A 20,706-nucleotide genomic window follows, 5' to 3' on the forward strand; every position below is an offset into this window, starting at 1 on the left:
TACCCCTCTTTACTCTATATTAGTAGAAATGTTCTTTAAAATAGCCGTGAATTGTTCCAAATCTGCGCGAGAAATCCCAGCAAACATTCTTTCACAACTCGCCTCCACGATATCGCGGAGTTCATTCGTCTCTTTTCTCCCTTTGTCCGTTAAAGATAAAAGTGAAATCCGTCTATCTTCTGTACTCACTTCCCGCACAACAAGCTCTTTCCTAAGTAAAACATCGACAATCCGATTCACGGTTGGCGTGTCCTTTTTCGTCCAAAGAGCAATCTCTTTTTGCGAAATCGGCTCGTTCGCCTCAATCCCCTCTAAAACTGACCATTGCTCTGGTGTCACATCATAACTTGCAATCGAACGCAGCAAAAATAAATGCATTTTCTTCGCTGTCGTATTTACATCAAATGATATTTCATCATAATATCCGCGCATATTTATCCTCATTTCTATTGTCGTAACAATAATTGTCATAACAACCATTATACATACTGATTACTTTTTTGACAAGAAAAACAGTCGAATAAACGACTGTTCCTACAATAATTCCACATCTATAATATCTCTAAATTCGATTACATACTCATACCCAACAATATCTTTCAAAATAACTTCTTCCGTTAACATATCTATTTCTAGCGGCACTAAGTCCTGTGTTTCAATCTCTCCAAGCCCAAGAAATGCGGAAGGATATTCAAATGGCGCTAAACGCAGAGAAGATACATCTGCTTCTTGAAAATATTTTAAACGAACGACCCATTCTCGCTTTATAGCATCTTTTAATGTGATAAAAAAGCTTTCGCGCTCTAAATAATCCACTTCTGGCCGACTCGTTAAAAAAGCAGCATTCTTCTCTGTTCGCACTTGCTCTTTCTGAATTGCCGTAACCATCATTATCACCTCTTAACTTTATTATACGAACAAACGTTCTTAAAATCAAGTAATTTGCTAAAAAAATTTTTTCATAAGAGCCTGAATAGGTTTAGCGCTTACATATTCTTTTTCCGACAAAAACACTTGCAAATTAATGAATAGTTGCTATACTTATGTAAGTAAATAACATTAACAAAGGAGTTTTATTATTATGACTAATACATTTTTAGATTCTATTAAAGTTCGTCGTTCCATTTATGCACTAGATAAAAACGTTTCCGTTGAGGATTCCAAAATTGAAGAAATTATTAAAGACGCTGTTAAATATAGCCCATCTTCATTCAACTCCCAAAGCTCTCGCGCTGTCATTCTTTTAGGAGAAAACCATGATAAACTTTGGAATATCGTAGAAGATACATTACGCGCTATCGTACCTGCTGAAAACTTTGCAGCTACAGAAGAAAAAGTTGGTTCTTTCCGCGCTGGATACGGAACAGTTCTTTTCTTTGAAGATACTGCTGTTATTGAAGGCTTACAAGAAAACTTCGCTCTATATGCAGACAACTTCCCTGTATGGTCTGAACAATCTTCAGGTATTGCACAACATTCAGTATGGGTTGCTCTTGCAAACGCTGGAATTGGTGCATCTCTACAACATTACAACCCACTAATTGACGATGCTGTTAAAGCTGAATGGAATATTCCTGCAAGCTGGAACTTACGCGCGCAAATGCCGTTTGGTAACATCGTTCAAGAAGCTGGCGAAAAAGAATTCATCGATGACGCTGATCGTTTCCGCGTTTTCAAATAATAAATGTTTCACGTGAAACAAAAAATTCCGCGACCATTAACTGGTATCGCGGAATTTTTATTTTGCCAAACTTTTAAATCTGCTTCTAAGTTCATCACAACTTACAATACCAGCAATCCCGCCTTTAATTTCTCCATCAACAAGAACAAGCGAATTTGGTATTCCTTTTACATCAAATTTCTGAGCTAATGCGCGTTGTTTATCTACATTAATTTTCACAACTTGGACATTACCTTCTTCCATCTCAGCGAATTGCTCAAGTGTTGGCCAAAAGCAGCGACACGGTGCGCACCACTCTGCCCAAAAGTTAAGTAATATTTTAGGATGGCTACTAATAATCTCTTCCAAGTCATCTTCTTTTGCAAAAATAATCGCCATACATATCCACCTCACATTCAGAATATTCCAAAGTTGTATCGTGGTCAAGTAAAGGGTTTTAGAATAGCAATATATCTTGCTTTTTGTTCATTTTTTGACACTTTTGTTTCACGTGAAACATTTTATTTGCTATGTAAGATTTCTAAAATGCGTAAATCTAGCAAACCTGTACTTTTCACAGTCATATCCGCGTCACGGAGTCCAGAACCAACACCAACGCTTACAATTCCAGCTGCATTTATTGCTTCAATTCCAGCTTGAGCGTCTTCAATTCCGACTACCTCTGATGTTTCTAAACCTAGACCACGGCAAGCTTCCACAAAAATTTCTGGATCAGGTTTTGATTTAGTGATTTTAGCCGCGTCGACAATATAATCAAATTCTTGTTCCATTTCTAATGCGCTCAAAACCGTCCGAGCATTTTTCGAAACAGATGCAATTGCGCATTTGAGATTTTGCTTTTTAAGATCCACTATAAGTTCTTTAATTCCTGGTAAAACATCCGCTGGCGTAATTTCTTTTAGCAAGCTAACATAAAAGTCATTTTTATCAGCTGCAAGAGCTTCGATCTGCTCTTCTGTAAAGTCATTTTCGCGACCGTCTTTCTTTAAAATAAGAAGTAGGGAGTCAATTCTGCTTACTCCTTTTAAATTCTCATTAAATGCTTCATCAAATTCGATTCCAATACTCTCAGCTGTTTTTTTCCAGGCTAAGTAATGATAATGTGCTGTATCCGTGATGACGCCATCTAAATCGAAAACTACTCCTTTTAATGCTGTTGTCATTCTACTCGTCCTTTCCAAACTGCCGCAACATTTCGCGCGGTTCTTCTTAAATTATTTGGTGTTTCTTTCAGTATATTTTCTAAAGTTGCTGGTTTGGCAATGGATGGAAATACTGCGCTGATTCCGACTTCATATACTGCTTCTAGTCCTTCACCAACACTTCCACAAATTGCAAAAACTGGTGTTTCTTTCGGCACTACTTTCGCAACACCCACAGGAGCTTTCCCTTGTGCGGTTTGCCCGTCCATTTTCCCTTCGCCAACAATGACCAAATCTGCATCCTCACAAATGGTTTTGATTTGAAGTGCTTCAATAACAAAATCAATTCCCGATAAAAGGTTAGCTTTTGCAAACGTCACAAGTCCAGCACCAATCCCACCCCCGGCACCTGCTCGCGGCATTGTAACCATGGCGGGATTCGCTAACTGATAAAACTGGCGCATTGCCCCATCAGCTGTTGCTAAATCTGTAACGGCTAGCCCTTTTTGTGGACCAAACACATACGATGCGCCAGCTTCTCCACAAAGTGGGTTTTCGACATCCGTCACAATATTTACTGTGATGTTTTCTAGTTCAGCTGGGACTTTTTCGGAACGAATGGTTGCTATATCAGCTAAATTTGCGCCAATCGGGTTGACGATATTATTTTCTGCATCTAGGAATTCATAGCCAAGCGCACTAGCCATGCCAATTCCGCCATCGTTTGAAGCGCTTCCACCAATCCCAATAATAATCTCGGTCGCACCTTTTTCCATGGCGTGCAAAATTAGCTCGCCCACTCCTTTAGTACTCACTTGAAGTGGATCGCGTCTAGTCGTCGGAACCAAGTGCAAACCACAAACTTCGGCCATTTCTATTAAAGCTTTTTTGTTCCCATCCGTAAAAGCAACTTGTGCTGAAACTGGGTCACCAAAAGGGCCGGACACATCGATTTTCATTTTTTTCGCACCTAAAGCTTTACTTAAAATCTCTAGCGTACCTTCCCCGCCATCACTGACAGGGAGTAAATGATAATCAGCATCCGGATAAATTTCTTGAAAGCCCTCTTTAATATACTCTGCCACCTCATGCGCCGTCAAACTTTCTTTGAATGAATCCGGTGCAATGACAATTTTCATAAAGACACATCCTTCTGATCCAACTTAATAGTTAATGTATCTGTTAATTGATGTTTTTCTCCGTGAATAACTAATTCTAGCACGCTTTTTGTGCTTTTTGAAAGGTGTAATCTGTTTTGCGCAATTTCTACCAAGATTTTTTCACCTTTCCAAGAGAATTCAAATGCCACAGATTGCCAGGAATCCGGTATGTTTGGCGCGATTTCAAGTAGTTCTCCACTAGTATCTATACCCGCAAATCCAAAAACCACCGCCAACCATATTGCGCCGAGTGAGGCCGCATGGAGCCCGTCATCCGATGAATGCGGCTCATTTCCAAGGTCAATTAAACACGCTTCTTGGAAAAATTGGTAGGCTTGTGCGCGATTTCCAGTTCGATTTTCTACAATTGCATGGATTGCTTTACTTAAAGAGGAATCATGAATTGTTCGATTTTCATAGTAATCCAAATTCTGCTTCACAGCATCTGGTGCAAACATCCTCGGAAACAGGTAAAACAACATGACTAAATCTGCTTGCTTTAAGATTTGTAGTTCGTTCACTTCTTGACGAGAATAATCTAGTAGAATCCCTTGTGTTCCTTGTGCCGCCTTATATTTATCCAAATTTATCCAATCTTTTTCTAAGAAAGTATCATCTTGCGGAATTAAGCCAGACTCATTTGCGACAGGTAAATAGATTTTTTCAAGAAAAGCTTCTGCACGGGCTACAAAATCTGCATTATCTTTATTCCATTCTAAAGCTTTTTTCACATTATAGTGTGCCATATAATTCGTATACGTATTATTATCGATATGCTCGGTGTATTCGTCTGGACCAATCACATCAAGGATTTCCAGTCGTCCATTACGATTAGTTGCACGGCTTAGCCAAAATTCCGCTGTTTCAAGGAGCAGCTCTGAACCACACTCTTTCATAAACTGAGCATCCTTAGTCGCCGTTTCATATTCACAAACCGCATAAGCAATATCCGCAACTAAATGATGCTCCGAAATCGCCGACGCTACTTTTTGACGTGTGCCAGTTCGAATATTAATCGCTGCAAATTCAGGCGTTTCTTCTTCGCCAGAGAATGCACTTTCCCACGGAAAAAGCGCCCCATTATAGCCGTTTTTCGTTGCCTTTTCTTTCGCTTCTTTCAAATGAAGGTAGCGATATTTTAATAATTGTTTGGCAATTTCCGGCTTATTATAAAGGAAAAATGGCATAATAAAAATTTCTGTATCCCAAAAAACATGCCCTTTGTAACCTTCCCCGGTCAGCCCTTTCGCACCAACACTACAACGAAAATCATCTTTCGGCGTCATAATTTCTAAGTGATAGCACGCAAAATCTAGTGCAAATTGGTCAAAATCATTCGTGCTCTCAACACGGACACCCGCATGCTCCCAAAAATCTGCCCATAAAGTTTCCGAAGCTCTTTTCAATTCTGCATAAGTCGTATTTGGAAGTTCCGCATCCACTTGATCCAGGGATGTTTTAACCATGCTTATTTTCTCCAAAGTAAATAGTTGATTTTCAGCGATTTCTTGCTCTACTTCGGTCATTAATTGTCTGTTTTTCGCAGTGAAAATCCCTTTTTTATTCACTTTTGTTGCTATTGTAATATGCTGTTTGCTCTCGATGGTCTCATATTCGCCAACCATCAACTTCTCATCAAAAATTCGTAGACTCAACTCCGCCAGCTGCTGTGTTCCAAAATTAGTTTGTTGCGCATCAATACCAGTTTTTACTTTGACTTTCGCCGCACCGCTCAAAGGCATTATCTCCACTTTAGCAGCAATGACGTGCTTTGCTGCTTTTGAAACAAATCGGTGAAAATTCAGTTGATACTTCTTGCCCGCGCTACTTTCCCAAGTAATTTTTCGAATTAATTCTCCTGTATTCATATCTAAATAACGCTCGTAAGCATGGACTTTCCCCGCTTGCATCGAAAAATTTTCCCCATCAAGCATCACTTGGAAACGCGTCACATCCGGCAAATTAACAAGTTCCGAACTCAGCGAACCGCTCGGACGATTATAAATCCCCGCCACATACATACCGCGAACTTGCTCCGGATATTCTTCTTCAAGAGCACCGCGCACGCCCAAATAGCCATTTCCCACAGTCATTTGGCTACCATATTTATTTAGATAATTTAATGCAAATTCCTTCTCGATTATTTTCTTCATAAAGAAACACTCTCACCTTTTTCTGCCGATTCGTATAAACTTTCAACAATTTTTTGTATGATATAACCTTGTTCAGCGCCAGCAAGTTCCACTTTTCCAGCACCAAGAACGCTATCAACAAATGCTTTCATGCTGTTTTCGTGTTTATTTTCTTCCAGTTGTCCTAACTTCTCTAACAACTGAAATTCACCTGCATTATCTGTATAAATTTCAGCCGGGTATAAACTGCCTCCTGCTAAATCACCGAAAAAATCAACATTTAGCGCACTTTCTGGCTTGATATGTAGCGCAAAAGAAGTATCTAATTCAATTAATCCTCCATTTTCCAGTTCAATAAAGCCGAATAAAGAATCCTCTACCGTATATTTTTCCGGATCCCATGAACCAAATGTCCCCGCACTTTTCTTGGTTCCGATTTTTTGAAAACTTTTTGCCGTTACTTTCTTCACTTTTGGAAAACCAAGGACAAACATCGCCGCGTCGAGCATGTGAATTCCCATATCAATCAGCGGACCCCCGCCTTGCATTTCTTTATTCGTAAAAGTTCCCCAACCCGGCACGCCAGAACGACGAAGCGCAGTTGCTTTCACACAATAAATTTCACCTAGAAGCGCCGAATTTCTCTTTAAAAACTGTGCTTCACTGGAAAAACGATGATGAAAATCATACGCCAAAATCGCGCCTTTTTCTTCCGCAAGTTCCCACATTGCTTTCGCTTCCGCCGCACTCATTGCGGGTGGCTTTTCACACATAACGGCCGCTCCATTCGCTAGTGACAACATCACATTATCAAAATGGAACCGATTAGGCGTGCAAATACTAATAATATCGATTTTCTCGACCGCAAACATCTCTTCTGCCGTAGCATAATGCTTCTCAAAACCATTGTTCGCACGAAACTCTTCGCCACGCTCCAAACTTGGGTCGCAAACAGCTACAAGCTCCAGTTCATTTCTTGTCTTATAATACGCAGCGTGGACCTTCTCAGCGACTTGTCCAGCACCGATAATTGCAACTCTTTTCTTCATATCCGAAACTCCTTTTAGAAAAATCCGTCCGCTTTAATTGGGACGGATTTTCTATTTTAAATTAAACAGCTTTTTAAATGTGCCAACGCATCTTTATAAGCTTGTTCTGGATTTTCACTGCGAACACGACATTCAAAAGTTAAAAATCCGTTGTAACCGTTCTTTTTCAGTTGATCAAAACTTGTTTTAAAATCAAGGCTACCGCTTCCTGGTTGGTAGCGATGATTGTCAGCAACATGAATGTGACCGATCGAATCTTTATACGTCTCAAGCACAGTCGGAATGCTATCTTCTTCAATATTCATATGATAGAAATCAGCGATAATTTCTACATTTTTAAGTTCATTTTCATCAATATATTTTTGCGCATCACTTAGCAAATTAATCATATGATCTTGGTATCTGTTAAGCGGCTCAAGATAAACCTTCGTCCCAGTTTCACCAGCAATTTTGTCCAAATAAACCAACGACTCGCTCACTGCTTTGAAATCTCCGGCTTGGCTACGCGGCGAAACCATTGGCGGAAGACGATACGTGAACATCCCCCACGCCGCTGGAACGACAATCCCTTGCCCACCGACTTCTGCTAAAGCTTCTAAAATCGCTTTAATTTCTTCTAAACCATTCAGTCTGCGCTCTTCAATGAAGTCACCAATCCAGCCGTCATAGCCACCACATGCAGTACTAACAGGTAGCCCCGTTTTTTCGATAGCTTTCTTCACTTCGTCCAAATTTTCAACAAGTAATTTACCATCAATTTCAAAACCTTCAAAGCCCATTTCTTTTACATAAGCAAATTTTTCTTCTATATTTTCTGGGAAAAATGCTTGGTTTTGTGTGCCTAATTTCATTATTATCGCTCCTTAAAGGGTAATCCCCATTTTAATACTTAAATCAGGTTGTTGATCGACGTATTTCATGTAGCTCTCAGCTGAATCTGCAAACGGAACGACTGGATCAATAATGTCCGAACAATCCAAGTAACCGTTCATCAGTAGTTCCCAACAAGTCTCCTCGATACGCTTACGATCCCAGCGCGGATAATCCGGATTTGGTTCACTAGCCGCACGTGAAAAGACAATTTTCGCATTGTTGAAATGAGCTTCCCGACCAAGATTAAATCCTTCTGGGAAAGGTTTCGCGAAGGCTACATAAGAAATTGTTCCGCCGTAAGCTATTCCGCGTAGTGCCGCTTGAAGTGCAGCCGCATTCCCGCTCGTTTCAATAATCGAATCCGCACCAAGTTTACCAGTAAGACGCTTCACTTCTAAGCCAACATCTGTCGTAATTGGATCAAAAGTAGCATCTGCTCCATGTTTTTCAGCAATTTCACGACGATGACTAAGTGGATCCACCCCGATAACAACACTTGCTCCAGCTTTTTTCGCCAGTTGAATCGCAATTTGACCAATCGCACCAAGTCCGACAACAACAACATAATCGCCCGCACGAACATGTGCATCACGCACGCCACTCATCGCAAATTGAGCCGGGTCATAGCAAACCGCGTTTTTCCAATTAGCACCTTTTGGCAATTTACGTAGTTTATAATTATCGACAGCTTTTACAATAACAGTTTCCATAATCGGTCCGTAAGAACAAACGATATCTCCAAGCTCGTATTCTGTTACTTTGCTCCCACATTCAACTACTTCACCAACGACCATGTTACCTAGCTGAAACTCGCCAAATACAATGCCTCGCGCACTATTTGTTTCACGTGAAACAAATAAATTCCATTCTGGTGAAAATTCTTCATCAATAAAAGGACTAATTCCTCTAAAATCAACTACTTCTGTACCATGTTTTGGAGAAGCGAATTGAACTTTAATTTTCACTTCATCTTCTAAAACTTCACGATCATTATATTCTACTAATTCCGCCACACGAGGCGCTGTCGCTACTAATTTTTTCATTTTCAATAACTTCCTTTCTTATCCCTTAACTCCACCGTCTGTTAAGTTTCCTTTGATAAATCGTTCTGAAATTGCGTACATAATAACGACTGGAAGCGCCGTAACAAGCGATGCAGCCATCATTCTACCCCAAATATAATCAGGTGTACTAAATAATGTATTCAAGCCAATCGGTAACGTGAATTTCTCTGCGCTAGATAAGAAAATCGAAGCAAACAGATAATCATTCCAAGCTACCATGAAGCAGTATACGAACACAGAAACAATACCCGAAATCGCAAGCGGAACAATAATTCGTAAGATAATCTGGAAGCGATTCAGCCCGTCCATCATTGCTGCTTCTTCAATATCAGTTGGAATCGTATCAAAATAACTTTTCAGCATAAATACTGCAGTTGGTAGTGTTTGTACAACCATCGTGATAATTAAAGCTGTTTCCGTATCATATAACCCCAAACTCGAAATTATTTTAAACAACGGAACAATTAACAAGATTCCGGAGAACATATAAACCGTGTAAAAACTCGCATTAATCGTCATACGCCCTTTAAAGCGTAATTTCGACAACGCATAAGCGCCTAAAATCCCCAAAACAACTGCAATCCCGGCCGCAAAAACCGAAACAACCAAACTATTTTTAAAGTACGTTAAAAACGGAAAAATATCTGGGTTGAAAATATCGATGTAATGCTGGAAAGTGAATTCTTTCGGGAAAAATGTTGGATGTGTTGAAATGGCTTCTTTACTGCTCTTAAATGAAGTCATTAACATAATCGCAAATGGGAACAACGTGATACATAAAAATGCAACCATCGTCACATAAAACGCGATTTTCTTTGTTCTTTTTGACTTTTTACTACTTACCGCCATTCAAATCCACCCGCTTTCTTGCAAAAATAATCACAACAAAAATAATGACAAATAATATGACAGAAATCGCTGCTGCTTTCCCTAAATCATTGAATGCGAATGCTGTTTTATATAAATAAACTCCAAGGATGTTTACTTTATTCGTGAGTAAGTATACATCGGTGAACATATAGAACATCCAAATCGCACGAAGCGTAATAACTGTCGCAAGTACCGGCATAATCGCTGGCAAAGTAACAATTTTGAATTTATCCCAAATGTTCGCTCCGTCCATATCAGCCGCCTCATAAAGCGACTTATCGACCGTTTGCAAAATCGCTAAAAACGAAATAAATGCATACGGGAAGTAACGCCATATTGCAAAAAAGGTTACTAAAAAGAAACTAGAAACTGGATTATCAAACCAAAGTGGCGCTTCTTTGAACAGATGGAGTACATCCACAGTCATAAAATTAATTACGCCATAACCATTATTAAACATATATTTCCATGCAAAAATAAGAGAAATAGATGGTGTTACATATGACAAAATAATAAGCGACCGAGCCGTTCTTCTAAAACGAAATTCGCGGTTAAAGAAAATCGCCACAAGTAGTCCCATCCCAGTACTTCCAACCACTACAAGTACTGTATAAGCCACAGTAAGACCTAGTGATTTATAAAACTCTGGATCCTTCAAAATATCTATATAGTTTTGTAAACCGATAAAGACTGATTTAATATTCGGATTTAGTGGCATATCTAAAAAACTAATCTGGATATTTGAAATCATCGGATATAAAACAAGTGCTGCCAGTAAAACAAAACTTGGCGCAAGTAAAATCATTGCTAACTTAAAGTCGGACCTTTTATATACTTTCGTTTTCATAATGCCTCCTTAAATCAAAAAGCGACGTACTAAACTGTTAAAAAAGACGGGGAGACTCAACTCCCCGCTATTTGATTATTTACCTTCTTCAGCTTTTTTCTGTGCAGCTTTTAAGTCCGCTGATACATCGCCACCGCCAACAGTTACGTTATTAACCATCTGTGCGATAATGCCTGAGCTAGTAATATCTCCCATTTTTGTAAGGTTTTTACCGTCAACAAGTCCGAAAACTTGGATGTCATTGAATGATGCTGCGATTTCATTTGGAAGTTCACCAAACGATTTAATTACTTCATTTTCTTTGTATGCTTTTTGTTCTACTACTTCTTTATTTACTGGTTGCGCTCCACCTGGAGACATTAATACCCAAGTTGCCATATTTTCTGGTTGAGACAAGTATTCAACAAATTTCTTCGTTGCTTTCTTTTGCTCATCATCAAGTCCTGCTGAAATAGTTAAACCAGAAACTGTACCATAAACTGCTTTTTCTTTTTCTTCTGGAATTGCGAAACCGATATTTTTTGGATCGCCTTCTTCATAAACAGATGGAAGGATATACGTAGAGTACATTGCCATCGGAACTGTTCCATTCATAAATGCATCTTTAATTTCAGTTACATCATTTGAACCAGGCATCGTGTATGCTGACAAATCTTTATAATATTGAAGTGCTTCTTTCATTTCTGGTGTATCAATCGTTACATTACCTTTTGCATCTAAAACATTGGCTTTATTAGAAAGTGCGAATTGGGAGAAAGCTTGCTCACTCATCGTGCTTTCTGCTGTTGGAATTGCAATACCGTATTTTTTATCTGCTTTATTTGTGAATTTTTTCGCTACTTTTTCAATATCCGCCCAGTTTTTAGGTTCTTCAAAACCAGCATCGGCTAAAGCTTTTTTGTTGTACCAAATACCTTGAACCCAACCGCTTAAGGGTGCTGCGATATAGCTTTTACCATCTTCAGAACGTACTAAGTTTGTTGCACCTTCGTAGTATTTGTCTTCTCCAACCGAGTCGATAACTTCTTTCACTGCATCTTGGTCAATCAACTCATCTTTATCCATTACTTTGGCAAAATCTTGGCTTACTTCCATAACTGCTGGAAGTTTACCAGAGCGAGCAAGTGTGACAACTTTTGTATTAAACGCATCTTCTTCAACTGGAATTTGTTTGATTTTGATTGTTGGATTTTCTTTTTCAAAATCAGCAATTAATTTATTAATAACATCTAAACGCTCTTTTTCAACGGATGAATGCATAAATTCAATCGTTACTTCCTTACTACTAGACTCTTTCCCTCCACATGCAGCTAGAACCGCACTTAGAACCAACACAACAACAAGTAATACAAGACTCTTTTTCTTCATTTTTGTTCCTCCCTGTAATTTTTGGTTTTTAGCCAGCAGAATTCATAGCCACTAAGCTTTATGGAATCGCTCCCAGTTACCGTGGAGCCCGTATAAAGATTTGTATAAACACCGCTGTCTAGTGAATAACTCACTTCTTTTTCTGATAAATTATGAATCAATATAATCGATTCCACGTCGGATGAACGTTTAACAACAAACAATTCCGCCGTAGATTCTAAAACTTCCATCGGTATTTCTGGATGGAAAAGTGATTCCGCTTTTCGTGTGCTAATTAATTTCGTTAACGCATCATAAGTTGCTTTTCGTAAGGAGCCTCTTTGTTCCAACTCTGCTGTAATTTCCGCCAAGTCGTATTTTTTTCGATTAATAGAGCGATTGTGGCCTGTTGTTTCTACGCCTGAATAATCATTGCGGCTTCCTAAAATACTTTGAACATAAACGGCTGGAACGCCTGGGATAGACATTAGTACTGCATGAGCCACAAGAAATCTCGACATCCTCAAGTCATCTGTGTCCGCCTGTTTACTTAGCGCATCCATGTACGTCACGTTAATTTCATACGGACTCTTAGAACCATCTGGATTTTGCTTATATGAAACGAGCGCGCCTTCTTCCTCCAAATCATTCACTAAAGCCAAAATTTCAGCTTCTGGAATAATGCCGCGCACTGGATTTAACCCAATCCCATCATGTGAGGCAAGGAAATTAAAGAATGTTCGCTTGCCTTCTGGTAGCTCTAAATTCTTCGCCCAGTTACGGAGGAATTCTGCATTACCATGATGTATCGCATGGAGCACAAGTGGTGGAAGCGGGAATTGATAAACCATATGCGCTTCTTTTTCACCATTTCCAAAATAACTAATATTATCAACATGCGGCACATTGGTTTCGGTTATAATAATCGTCCCCGGAGCTGCAATGTCTACTAAATCTCTAAATAATTTCACGATTTCATGCGTCTCTTCTAAATGAATCGAGCTCGTTCCCGGCACTTTCCACATAAAGCCAACCGCATCAAGTCGCACATATTCCGCACCTTCTTCTAAATAGAACATCAAAACATCAATCATCTTGTAAAGCACTTCCGGAGAAGCAAAGTTTAAATCGATTTGATCCTCACTAAAAGTCGTCCAAATATGCCCTACTTTTCCTGAATCAAATTGAAATGGTGTCAGCACTGGTGTCGCACGTGGCCTTGTTACCGAACTAAGGTCCGTCTTTGGATCCATTTCCACAAAAAAGTTCCTAAACTCCTCGTCACCCGCCAAATATCGCTTAAACCAATCACTTTTCGCCGACATATGATTACAAACAAAATCAAACATCAACCGCGCCGACTGTTCCATCTCCTTAATATCTTCCCAATCACCAAGTTCCGGGTTCACCGCTTTATAATCGATGACCGAAAACCCATCATCCGAAGAATAAGGATAAAAAGGCAAGAAATGAACTACCTCAAAAGTCGATTTTAAATAACTATCATACATTTTCTTAAAAGTTTTTAACGTTTTTTTGGATTCCTCTTTAAATTGGTCCCCATATGTAATTAAAACAATATCTTTCTCGTCCCACTGATCTTTTCGTGTTAACTTTCGTTGTTGCGTTTGCTGTACCCGCGCTTCGATTCTAGCTGCCAAACTATCTACCACATCTTCGGCATATAAACGCGAAAGTCGTTTTCTTAAATTCGTCATCATTTACCTCCTAACCGGGAGCGCTCCCACAAGAAGAATTATAGTATGGAAAGCGCTTTCTGTCAAACACAATTTTTAATGTTTTTTCTAACACGTTGCTAATAGTGAGTTTTCTTGCATAGATAACATCTAGTTGGACATTTACTTGAAAATTGAGTAATATAAACATGGATGATAATGACCGGAACCGATACCGGAAACAATAGAGAGAGAAAGGAAGATTACCTTGGCATCTACCATATATGACATAGCAAAACACGCGGGAGTTTCAAAATCGACGGTATCTAGAGTACTAAACAATCAAGCTAACATTTCCGAAGAATCACGAAAAAAAGTACTAGAAGCGATTGACGAACTAAACTACCAACCAAGCAAACTAGCACGCGCACTTACCTCTTCGGGCTTTGATGCTATCATGGTTATTTCAAATCGCTCTACTACAACCACAACCGGAAACCCATTTTTTTCCGAAATAATTCAATCGATTTCCACTCAAGCTGAGTTGGAAAATTTCGACCTAATTCTTCAAACTGCTAAAAACAGCGAAGACGAACTTAAAAAATGCCTCTCCAAAATTCAAGAAAAAATGATAAAAGGCATTATTATGCTAAGTTCTCCCGCTGATGAAGATTTTTTTCACCAATTAGACCCATATAATATCCCCATCGTCGTGACCGGAAAAGTAGAAGGTCATTACAAAAATATATACTCTGTTGACACCGACAATTTTGGCGACAGTTACGCTCTAACAAAACATTTAATCAAGCAAGGTCATCAAAAAATCGCTTGTATCCATGCTCCACTCGATTATCACGTGTCGATAGATCGTCTTGCTGGTTTCCGCAGCTGCCTGTTTGACCACCAATTAGATTTACGTAACGACTGGATTATTGATAGCGGTTATAGTATAGAAGATAGCTACAAAGCAGCACTACGCCTAATGGAAGGCCCAGATAAACCAACCGCAGTTTTCGCAACCGACGATTTAAAAGTCCTTAGCATTTACAAAATGGCCGCCGATAAAAATTTACAAATACCTGCAGATTTTTCCGTCATCGGCTATAATGATAAAGTAGCGTCCTCTTTCTTGTCGCCGCCGCTAACGTCTATTGATATTCCAATCAACAAACTAGGGAAAAAAGCGACTAACTTATTATTCCGCTTAATCCATCAAGATAAAAATGTACCAAAAACAACGATTATTAAAACCGAAATGATTGAACGTGAATCCATTCAGAAAATAAACGTCTAAACTTATTTTCTGAGTTTACTGGTCCTGTAGCTCAGTTGGGAGAGTATCACCTTGACATGGTGGGGGTCGCTGGTTCGAGACCAGTCGGGACCATTTATAAAAAAAGCACCCTTTTATAAAGGATGCTTTTTTTATTTTATTTAAATAACTTACCTAATTTCTTAAACAATCCATCCTCAATGATATCAATACCGATACCCCAGTTACTCTTGAGAATTTCTTTATTAGCTTCCACATATTCTTCCAAATCCTTCTCTTTAATAGTGAGATTGTGATATGGACGATATTCTAAATAACAAGAAGCTCCGTTTTGTGAATTTTCTTCGTCATACGATGGTTCAAATACTTAGATTTGATGTCACATTCTTGACGTGTGTAGCGTTCTTGCTGATCAATTGATTTATCTGTCGTCAAATGAAGTTCTGTTTTGATGACATTCCGATCAATCCAATATGGAAAATCCTTATGAAAATGTTTTTCCGCACCATCATCAATAAAATTATTCCAATTCCAAAAATGTAAATAACGCTTTTTATTTTCTACAATATATGGATCGGAAATAGTTGCTTTATAAATTATAGAAAGCTCATTTAAGTCTTTATTATCTTCCACAATTTGAATGGATGTATTACTAAAATGACTATCAACTTCATTTTCTTCATATTTTTTATATAAAGTCATATTGCTATAAATCGAAAAATTATATCGATTGATAATGTCTTTATTGGAATCATTTTTAAACATTTCTCGTGACCCGTTTGCCATTCCACCGCGTAATTTTCTTTCAAAAGTAATTTCAGCCGCATTATCTTTAACATCGCAGTAAACCACTTCTTCCACAGATGGAATTTCATCTTGAAATGGCTCTTGTTTTTGCAATTCCGCCCCTGGTTTAATTTCCAAATAATACATAAAACTATTTTTTTGACGATTAGCCAAAAATCCTTGATCACTACTCATTGTAGCATCAATAAAATAGACTTGATTATTATGCGTTATTTTTAAAATCGCATGGTTAAAGTTGAATGGTGACGGTGTATAAACTGGTAGGAATACATCACTACCATAGTTAACCAAAATAAGCTCTGAATTCACGTCTAAATAATCTAAAATCACTTTCAAAAGAACTGTTTTCGCCTTACAATCGCCTTGTTTCGTTTTATAAGTCACTTCAGCAGCTTGAGGTTCATGACCATCCATCTCTGTTTCATTATATAAATAGTATACTTCTTTTTGAACAAAATCGATGGCATGCTTAATTTTATGGTCTAATGTCGGTAACTCATCTAGTTCAGCCACTATATCAGCCGCAAATTCAGCAAGGTTTACTTGATAGAATTTTTGATAAATGTCACTGATTGTTTTTGTAATTTGCGGATACGACTGCTCCGTAACAAAATCAACAAACGGTGTAATTTCAAGTTCTTTTGCGTCTTCTCCAATATAATCTTCTTTTTCGATTGTATAAGATTCGTTATGTTCAACCATAACTTTGTCTTTTTCTAAGATGGCGCCTGCTTCATCTCGGAAATAATGGAAATTCGCTTCTAATTTTTTCTCCGTTTCATTTTTTAATTCAAAACGGTATTTTCCATAAGTCCAGTAGGAATTTGGCGCGGAATAAATCCAGCGGAAAAAGTCATTGCGAATGCTGCTTTCTTCATATTTACGCTCAATTGTCGTCTCCACAATAAAGATATCATTTAAATGTAAGTCACGAATAAGTACTGTCACTTTTTTCTCATCATTAAAACTCGCTTGATTTTCATCACGAACATAGTCAAGTACTTTTACATTAATGTCATCCAATTTATCAATCACTTTACCATCACGAACAACAGATAAAGTGTGAATGTATAATACCTCTTCTTCTGATAAAATAAAACTCGTCTTGCCGGCTGAATTGAGCATGTTGGGTTCATTTAATGTATATGCCATCGAAGTATAACTCGTGCGTGAATTTGGTTTAGCCGTTTCTACAATATTACACCAGAAGCAGTAATCACGTTCTTGCGCAATTTGTGCATCGTAAAAAGTTTTATCTTGTGTCTTTAACCAAGAATCAATGTTTTCTTGTTTTGTTTCAGGAGAACTTAACTCTGGTTTTATAAAATAATATTCTTTTGTCATTGTGTAATCTCCTTAAGTGTTTTAGATAACCTTATTCTAGCAATAAATAAATAGAACAAACAAGGCAAAATCTTTATGATATAATAACTTTTGGTTTATCTACACTATTTAGTAAAAAAATCGACACATTTACTACTGAATTTCATCTATCCACGAAAACAATTGCACATCTTGGTATGTCTCACCAATTTTTTCATAATCCCGCAGTAAACCTTCCTTCGAAAAACCAAGCTTTTCTAACAATGCAATAGAAGCACTATTTCTTGGGTCTACTTTTGCTTCGATTCGGTGCAATTCAAATGATTCTTTTCCCCATTCCATCAACGCTCTCACTGCTTCCGTCGCATAACCCCGTTTCCAAAAGCGTGTACCTAGATCATAGGCAATTTCTGCCCGATGGTTTTCATGATCAATATAATTAAATCCGCATGTACCAATGATTTCTCCTGTTACTTGCAAAATAATCACACAACGAAGTGCCTTTCCTTCAATTTCTAGTTGTCGTAGCATCCGAATCATTTCTTCAACCGGTTGCAAACTTTGGAAAGGTTCAATATTCATGTATCTAGTAACAGAATCATCTGACCAGTAACCAAACAATATTTCAGTATCAGCTAACGTCATTTCGCTTAAAAAAAGTCGTTCCGTTTTTATCATTTGCTTCCGATTTTCCATACGTTAACCCCCGCCCTTTTAATAAAAGAAGCTTATCAAATCTTACTCGCAAAGTAAAATGTTTCACGTGAAACATTCGCTCCTTCTTTATCATCAGAGTTTTTAGGTTTATAATGGAAAATATCTCAAAAAGCTTCAAAAAAGGAGAATGATTCATGGAACAGACGAATAAACGTAATACTTTAGCACTTATTTCAATTATGCTTGGAGCTTTTATTTCATTATTAGATACAACAATTGTCAACGTTGCCTTACCTGATATCACAACTGCTCTACATGCCACGAGTGAAACCATCGAATGGGTAATTTCAGGCTATGCGCTTGCTTTTGGACTTGTACTTATTTTAGCTGGTCGACTCGGGGATAAATTTGGCCGAAAAAATATCTACATTATCGGGATTACGCTATTTCTAATTATGAGTGTGACAGCTGGTTTTGCAGATTCCGAAAATAGTCTAATTATTTCCCGGGTAATACAGGGACTTGCTGCCGGATTATTTTTCCCGCAAATCAATGCCACAATTATGGATATGTATTCTGGAAAAAGCCTTGGGAAAATCTTCGGAATTCTTGGATCTGTTATTGGTGTGGGAACTGCCATCGGACCTCTTACAGGAGGTCTTTTAATTGAACTTTTCGGAACTACAAATGGTTGGCGTGCAGTTTTTTTCGTTAACGTACCTTTTGTGTTAGTAACGCTAGTCCTAGCAATGCTTTATCTTCCCAAAAGAACTGTCTCCACGAAAAAAATTAGCTTCGATTTGCCTGGAGTTGGGCTACTAACCATTGCACTTTTACTATTACTTTTTCCACTTATCTCAAACGGCGCAAATGACTTCAAACCGATAGACTATCTTTTAATGGCGCTATCTATTCCACTCTTTATCATTCTTTACAAATGGAGCGTCTACCAAGAAAAGAAAGGAAATCAGCCATTAATTGCTCCCAACCTACTTAAAAATAATCAATTTGTTTCAGGTATGCTTTTATCGCTTGTATACTTTGCCGCTTTTACTAGTATTTTCTTCGTCCTATCGCTAACTTGGCAAACTGGTTTCAATCGTTCGGCTATTTTATCCGGGCTTGCAATTAGTCCTTTTGCGTTAGGTAGTGTGTTAGCTGCCTCTAATAGTTACCGACTAATCCCTATATTAGGTAGAAAGCTCTTAATGCTTGGAGTTGCGCTTGTTATCATCGGGCTTGGCACCGTGTCTATTGTTTTCCATTTGAACGACGGCGCTTTTTCTGCTTGGCTCTTATTCTTACCTCTTTTCATCGCTGGTATCGGCAGTGGTTTGACTATTGCACCATTGAATAGTTTCACCCTTTCCACAGTAACTGGTGTGGATCGCGGCGGAGCTAGTGGTATGTTTAATACAGCGCAGCGAATTGGATCGTCCTTTGGGATTGCTGTTGTTGGCTCAGTCTTCTTCCGCACACTTGGAAATACTGCCGCTACTTCAAAAGCAAGCGCCTTTTCCGACAGTTTGCAAATGAGTATGTACGTCAATATTGTTCTGCTCGTTTTTTGTTTCCTACTTGTATTCCGGTTACCGAAAAATATTTAAAAAAGAGACATGACTTTGCGTTAAAGTCATGTCTCTTTTCTTATGCTAAATAGAAAACTTCTTTTAAATCTAATGCAACCGGGCTGTTATTAGGATTTGATTTCATAATTGGAGCCATATATTTCCACCACTTTTGACAAATTTCTGTTTCTGCTATTTTGTCATAAATGGCTTTATCCTCGACTTCCACATAAGCAAACAATGTATCCGTCTTTTCATCTAGAAATATCGAATAGTTAGCTGCTCCATGTGCTTTTAAAGCCTCTTTCATTTCTGGCCAAAGTGCGTCGTGTCTTTTTTTATATTCTTCTTGATTACCAGGATATAAATACATAATAGATGCCACTCGTTCCATTATTGTTACCTCCTAATTATTTAAATAACCTGCCTTTGCTTCAACGCCAAATCTTTCACCCAGTGCTTTCAATTGTTCATCTGTAATCGCTTGTTTAATACCGCCTTGTGACATCACAATAGTATAAACTTCTGCTGCTTTCTCCGCGGTTTCAATTAATCCAAATGTTTCATCCATTGATTTTCCCGCACCATAAATCCCGTGATGTGGCCAAACGATTAAACGATTTTCCTTCATTTTTTCAGATGTAGCTTCTCCAATTTCATTCGTACCAGGAACCAGCCAAGGAATAATCCCAACACCTTCTGGAAAAACGACTAAACATTCCGTACACATTTGCCATAAAGTTCTTGTAAATTCTCGTTCCGTTAGCTCATGTGTAAATGTCATCGCGAGCAAATGAGTAGCGTGACAATGCATAACAACGCGGTTTTCCGGATCCACAGAAAGTCTTGCAATGTGACTCATAAAATGCGCTGGAAGTTCACTCGTTGGTAGTCCGCCGTCTGTATAGCCCCACAACAAATGAACTGCTTTCCCGTCTTCACTCACTTGAATTACACCTAAATTCACAGCTGGAGCTTCTTCAACATTTTTAAAATATTTACCCGAACCAGTTACTAAGAAATACTTGCCAGCAAGCTTTTTACCGTCAAAGTCCATTGGAATTGTGCGAATGATTTGCTTTACATCTAAATATTCCACAACTTCTTTTTCATCCAACAAATAAGTGATATTGCCACCGTTTCTTTCATCCCAGCCTAACCGGTATAAATTTGAAGTAGTTTTCGCCATTTCCTTAATAAAAACAGCATCCATTATATCCTTTGTCATCGTCACTAT

General features: G+C 38.3%; 19 protein-coding genes, 1 tRNA gene and 1 pseudogene. 4 read left to right on the top strand and 17 right to left on the bottom strand.

The window, feature by feature from the left end; translation table 11 throughout:
* Positions 1-9 precede the first annotated feature (9 nt).
* Complete coding sequence (locus LMOATCC19117_RS14460) at positions 10-432, bottom strand: MarR family winged helix-turn-helix transcriptional regulator (protein ID WP_003734200.1); 423 nt, start codon at positions 430-432, stop codon at positions 10-12.
* A 102-nt stretch (positions 433-534) separates the two neighbouring features.
* Positions 535-888 carry a hypothetical protein gene (locus LMOATCC19117_RS14465; protein WP_003727591.1) on the bottom strand — a complete coding sequence of 118 codons (354 nt, stop codon included), beginning with the start codon at positions 886-888 and terminating at the stop codon, positions 535-537.
* A 193-nt stretch (positions 889-1,081) separates the two neighbouring features.
* On the opposite strand from LMOATCC19117_RS14465, the gene LMOATCC19117_RS14470 reads away from it, so the two are divergent.
* The gene (locus tag LMOATCC19117_RS14470) at positions 1,082-1,681 is read left to right on the top strand and encodes a nitroreductase family protein (RefSeq protein ID WP_003727590.1); all 600 of its coding nucleotides are present in this window, start codon (positions 1,082-1,084) and stop codon (positions 1,679-1,681) included.
* Positions 1,682-1,738: 57 nt separating this feature from the next.
* Here LMOATCC19117_RS14470 and LMOATCC19117_RS14475 read toward each other — a convergent pair whose 3' ends face one another.
* The 11 genes from LMOATCC19117_RS14475 to LMOATCC19117_RS14525 form a co-directional block, all read right to left on the bottom strand.
* Positions 1,739-2,059 carry a thioredoxin family protein gene (locus tag LMOATCC19117_RS14475; protein ID WP_003727589.1) on the bottom strand — a complete coding sequence of 107 codons (321 nt, stop codon included), beginning with the start codon at positions 2,057-2,059 and terminating at the stop codon, positions 1,739-1,741.
* Between the two features lie 122 nt (positions 2,060-2,181).
* A complete protein-coding gene (gene pgmB, locus LMOATCC19117_RS14480; RefSeq protein ID WP_003727588.1) occupies positions 2,182-2,844 on the bottom strand; it encodes a beta-phosphoglucomutase in 663 nt (220 codons plus the stop codon).
* On the bottom strand, positions 2,841-3,962 hold the full coding sequence (locus LMOATCC19117_RS14485) for a glycerate kinase (protein WP_003734199.1): 1,122 nt from the start codon (positions 3,960-3,962) through the stop codon (positions 2,841-2,843). Before LMOATCC19117_RS14485 ends, pgmB begins: the two co-directional genes overlap by 4 nt.
* Positions 3,959-6,136 (bottom strand): glycoside hydrolase family 65 protein, encoded by a 2,178-nt coding sequence (locus tag LMOATCC19117_RS14490; RefSeq protein ID WP_003734198.1) that lies wholly within the window; start codon positions 6,134-6,136, stop codon positions 3,959-3,961. Before LMOATCC19117_RS14490 ends, LMOATCC19117_RS14485 begins: the two co-directional genes overlap by 4 nt.
* Positions 6,133-7,164 (bottom strand): Gfo/Idh/MocA family protein, encoded by a 1,032-nt coding sequence (locus LMOATCC19117_RS14495; RefSeq protein ID WP_003727585.1) that lies wholly within the window; start codon positions 7,162-7,164, stop codon positions 6,133-6,135. Before LMOATCC19117_RS14495 ends, LMOATCC19117_RS14490 begins: the two co-directional genes overlap by 4 nt.
* 56 nt (positions 7,165-7,220) lie before the next feature.
* Positions 7,221-8,015, bottom strand: a complete 795-nt coding sequence (locus LMOATCC19117_RS14500; RefSeq protein WP_003725784.1) for a sugar phosphate isomerase/epimerase family protein — start codon at positions 8,013-8,015, stop codon at positions 7,221-7,223.
* 12 nt (positions 8,016-8,027) lie between these two features.
* Positions 8,028-9,080, bottom strand: a complete 1,053-nt coding sequence (locus LMOATCC19117_RS14505) for a zinc-dependent alcohol dehydrogenase (protein ID WP_003725785.1) — start codon at positions 9,078-9,080, stop codon at positions 8,028-8,030.
* An 18-nt stretch (positions 9,081-9,098) separates the two neighbouring features.
* The gene (locus tag LMOATCC19117_RS14510) at positions 9,099-9,950 is read right to left on the bottom strand and encodes a carbohydrate ABC transporter permease (protein WP_003725786.1); all 852 of its coding nucleotides are present in this window, start codon (positions 9,948-9,950) and stop codon (positions 9,099-9,101) included.
* Positions 9,937-10,818: a carbohydrate ABC transporter permease gene (locus LMOATCC19117_RS14515; RefSeq protein ID WP_003725787.1), complete on the bottom strand. Its 882-nt coding sequence runs from the start codon at positions 10,816-10,818 to the stop codon at positions 9,937-9,939. Before LMOATCC19117_RS14515 ends, LMOATCC19117_RS14510 begins: the two co-directional genes overlap by 14 nt.
* Positions 10,819-10,893: 75 nt before the next feature.
* Entirely contained in the window at positions 10,894-12,186 is a 1,293-nt protein-coding gene (locus LMOATCC19117_RS14520) for an ABC transporter substrate-binding protein (RefSeq protein ID WP_003725788.1), read from the bottom strand.
* Positions 12,183-13,883, bottom strand: coding sequence for a sugar phosphorylase (locus LMOATCC19117_RS14525; RefSeq protein ID WP_003734197.1), 1,701 nt, complete (start codon positions 13,881-13,883; stop codon positions 12,183-12,185). Before LMOATCC19117_RS14525 ends, LMOATCC19117_RS14520 begins: the two co-directional genes overlap by 4 nt.
* A 226-nt stretch (positions 13,884-14,109) precedes the next feature.
* Between LMOATCC19117_RS14525 and LMOATCC19117_RS14530 the strand changes: the two genes are divergently transcribed.
* Both LMOATCC19117_RS14530 and LMOATCC19117_RS14535 read left to right on the top strand, forming a co-directional pair.
* Positions 14,110-15,135, top strand: a complete 1,026-nt coding sequence (locus LMOATCC19117_RS14530; RefSeq protein WP_003725790.1) for a LacI family DNA-binding transcriptional regulator — start codon at positions 14,110-14,112, stop codon at positions 15,133-15,135.
* A gap of 20 nt (positions 15,136-15,155) precedes the next feature.
* Positions 15,156-15,228, top strand: a tRNA-Val gene (locus LMOATCC19117_RS14535).
* 43 nt (positions 15,229-15,271) lie between these two features.
* On the opposite strand, the pseudogene LMOATCC19117_RS14540 reads toward LMOATCC19117_RS14535, so the two are convergent.
* Both LMOATCC19117_RS14540 and LMOATCC19117_RS14545 read right to left on the bottom strand, forming a co-directional pair.
* A pseudogene (locus LMOATCC19117_RS14540) lies at positions 15,272-17,265 on the bottom strand (transglutaminase family protein).
* 132 nt (positions 17,266-17,397) lie between these two features.
* On the bottom strand, positions 17,398-17,940 hold the full coding sequence (locus LMOATCC19117_RS14545) for a GNAT family N-acetyltransferase (RefSeq protein ID WP_003725792.1): 543 nt from the start codon (positions 17,938-17,940) through the stop codon (positions 17,398-17,400).
* Between the two features lie 155 nt (positions 17,941-18,095).
* On the opposite strand from LMOATCC19117_RS14545, the gene LMOATCC19117_RS14550 reads away from it, so the two are divergent.
* The gene (locus tag LMOATCC19117_RS14550) at positions 18,096-19,508 is read left to right on the top strand and encodes an MFS transporter (RefSeq protein ID WP_003734195.1); all 1,413 of its coding nucleotides are present in this window, start codon (positions 18,096-18,098) and stop codon (positions 19,506-19,508) included.
* Between the two features lie 40 nt (positions 19,509-19,548).
* Here the strand turns inward: LMOATCC19117_RS14550 and rhaM are convergent, their stop codons facing one another.
* On the bottom strand, positions 19,549-19,863 hold the full coding sequence (rhaM, locus tag LMOATCC19117_RS14555) for an L-rhamnose mutarotase (RefSeq protein WP_003725794.1): 315 nt from the start codon (positions 19,861-19,863) through the stop codon (positions 19,549-19,551).
* Between the two features lie 12 nt (positions 19,864-19,875).
* Positions 19,876-20,697, bottom strand: a complete 822-nt coding sequence (gene rhaD, locus LMOATCC19117_RS14560) for a rhamnulose-1-phosphate aldolase (RefSeq protein ID WP_003727578.1) — start codon at positions 20,695-20,697, stop codon at positions 19,876-19,878.
* Between the last annotated feature and the right edge of the window lie 9 nt (positions 20,698-20,706).

Origin of the sequence: Listeria monocytogenes ATCC 19117 (assembly GCF_000307025.1) — a bacterium.
Classification (GTDB): Bacteria; Bacillota; Bacilli; order Lactobacillales; family Listeriaceae; genus Listeria; species Listeria monocytogenes_B.

Coding starts and splice junctions, on each gene's coding strand:
- LMOATCC19117_RS14460 (WP_003734200.1), bottom strand. CDS start 432: ATGCGCGGATATTATGATGAAATATCATTTGATGTAAATACGACAGCG.
- LMOATCC19117_RS14465 (WP_003727591.1), bottom strand. CDS start 888: ATGGTTACGGCAATTCAGAAAGAGCAAGTGCGAACAGAGAAGAATGCT.
- LMOATCC19117_RS14470 (WP_003727590.1), top strand. CDS start 1,082: ATGACTAATACATTTTTAGATTCTATTAAAGTTCGTCGTTCCATTTAT.
- LMOATCC19117_RS14475 (WP_003727589.1), bottom strand. CDS start 2,059: ATGGCGATTATTTTTGCAAAAGAAGATGACTTGGAAGAGATTATTAGT.
- pgmB (WP_003727588.1), bottom strand. CDS start 2,844: ATGACAACAGCATTAAAAGGAGTAGTTTTCGATTTAGATGGCGTCATC.
- LMOATCC19117_RS14485 (WP_003734199.1), bottom strand. CDS start 3,962: ATGAAAATTGTCATTGCACCGGATTCATTCAAAGAAAGTTTGACGGCG.
- LMOATCC19117_RS14490 (WP_003734198.1), bottom strand. CDS start 6,136: ATGAAGAAAATAATCGAGAAGGAATTTGCATTAAATTATCTAAATAAA.
- LMOATCC19117_RS14495 (WP_003727585.1), bottom strand. CDS start 7,164: ATGAAGAAAAGAGTTGCAATTATCGGTGCTGGACAAGTCGCTGAGAAG.
- LMOATCC19117_RS14500 (WP_003725784.1), bottom strand. CDS start 8,015: ATGAAATTAGGCACACAAAACCAAGCATTTTTCCCAGAAAATATAGAA.
- LMOATCC19117_RS14505 (WP_003725785.1), bottom strand. CDS start 9,080: ATGAAAAAATTAGTAGCGACAGCGCCTCGTGTGGCGGAATTAGTAGAA.
- LMOATCC19117_RS14510 (WP_003725786.1), bottom strand. CDS start 9,950: ATGGCGGTAAGTAGTAAAAAGTCAAAAAGAACAAAGAAAATCGCGTTT.
- LMOATCC19117_RS14515 (WP_003725787.1), bottom strand. CDS start 10,818: ATGAAAACGAAAGTATATAAAAGGTCCGACTTTAAGTTAGCAATGATT.
- LMOATCC19117_RS14520 (WP_003725788.1), bottom strand. CDS start 12,186: ATGAAGAAAAAGAGTCTTGTATTACTTGTTGTTGTGTTGGTTCTAAGT.
- LMOATCC19117_RS14525 (WP_003734197.1), bottom strand. CDS start 13,883: ATGACGAATTTAAGAAAACGACTTTCGCGTTTATATGCCGAAGATGTG.
- LMOATCC19117_RS14545 (WP_003725792.1), bottom strand. CDS start 17,940: ATGGAAAATCGGAAGCAAATGATAAAAACGGAACGACTTTTTTTAAGC.
- LMOATCC19117_RS14550 (WP_003734195.1), top strand. CDS start 18,096: ATGGAACAGACGAATAAACGTAATACTTTAGCACTTATTTCAATTATG.
- rhaM (WP_003725794.1), bottom strand. CDS start 19,863: ATGGAACGAGTGGCATCTATTATGTATTTATATCCTGGTAATCAAGAA.
- rhaD (WP_003727578.1), bottom strand. CDS start 20,697: ATGACAAAGGATATAATGGATGCTGTTTTTATTAAGGAAATGGCGAAA.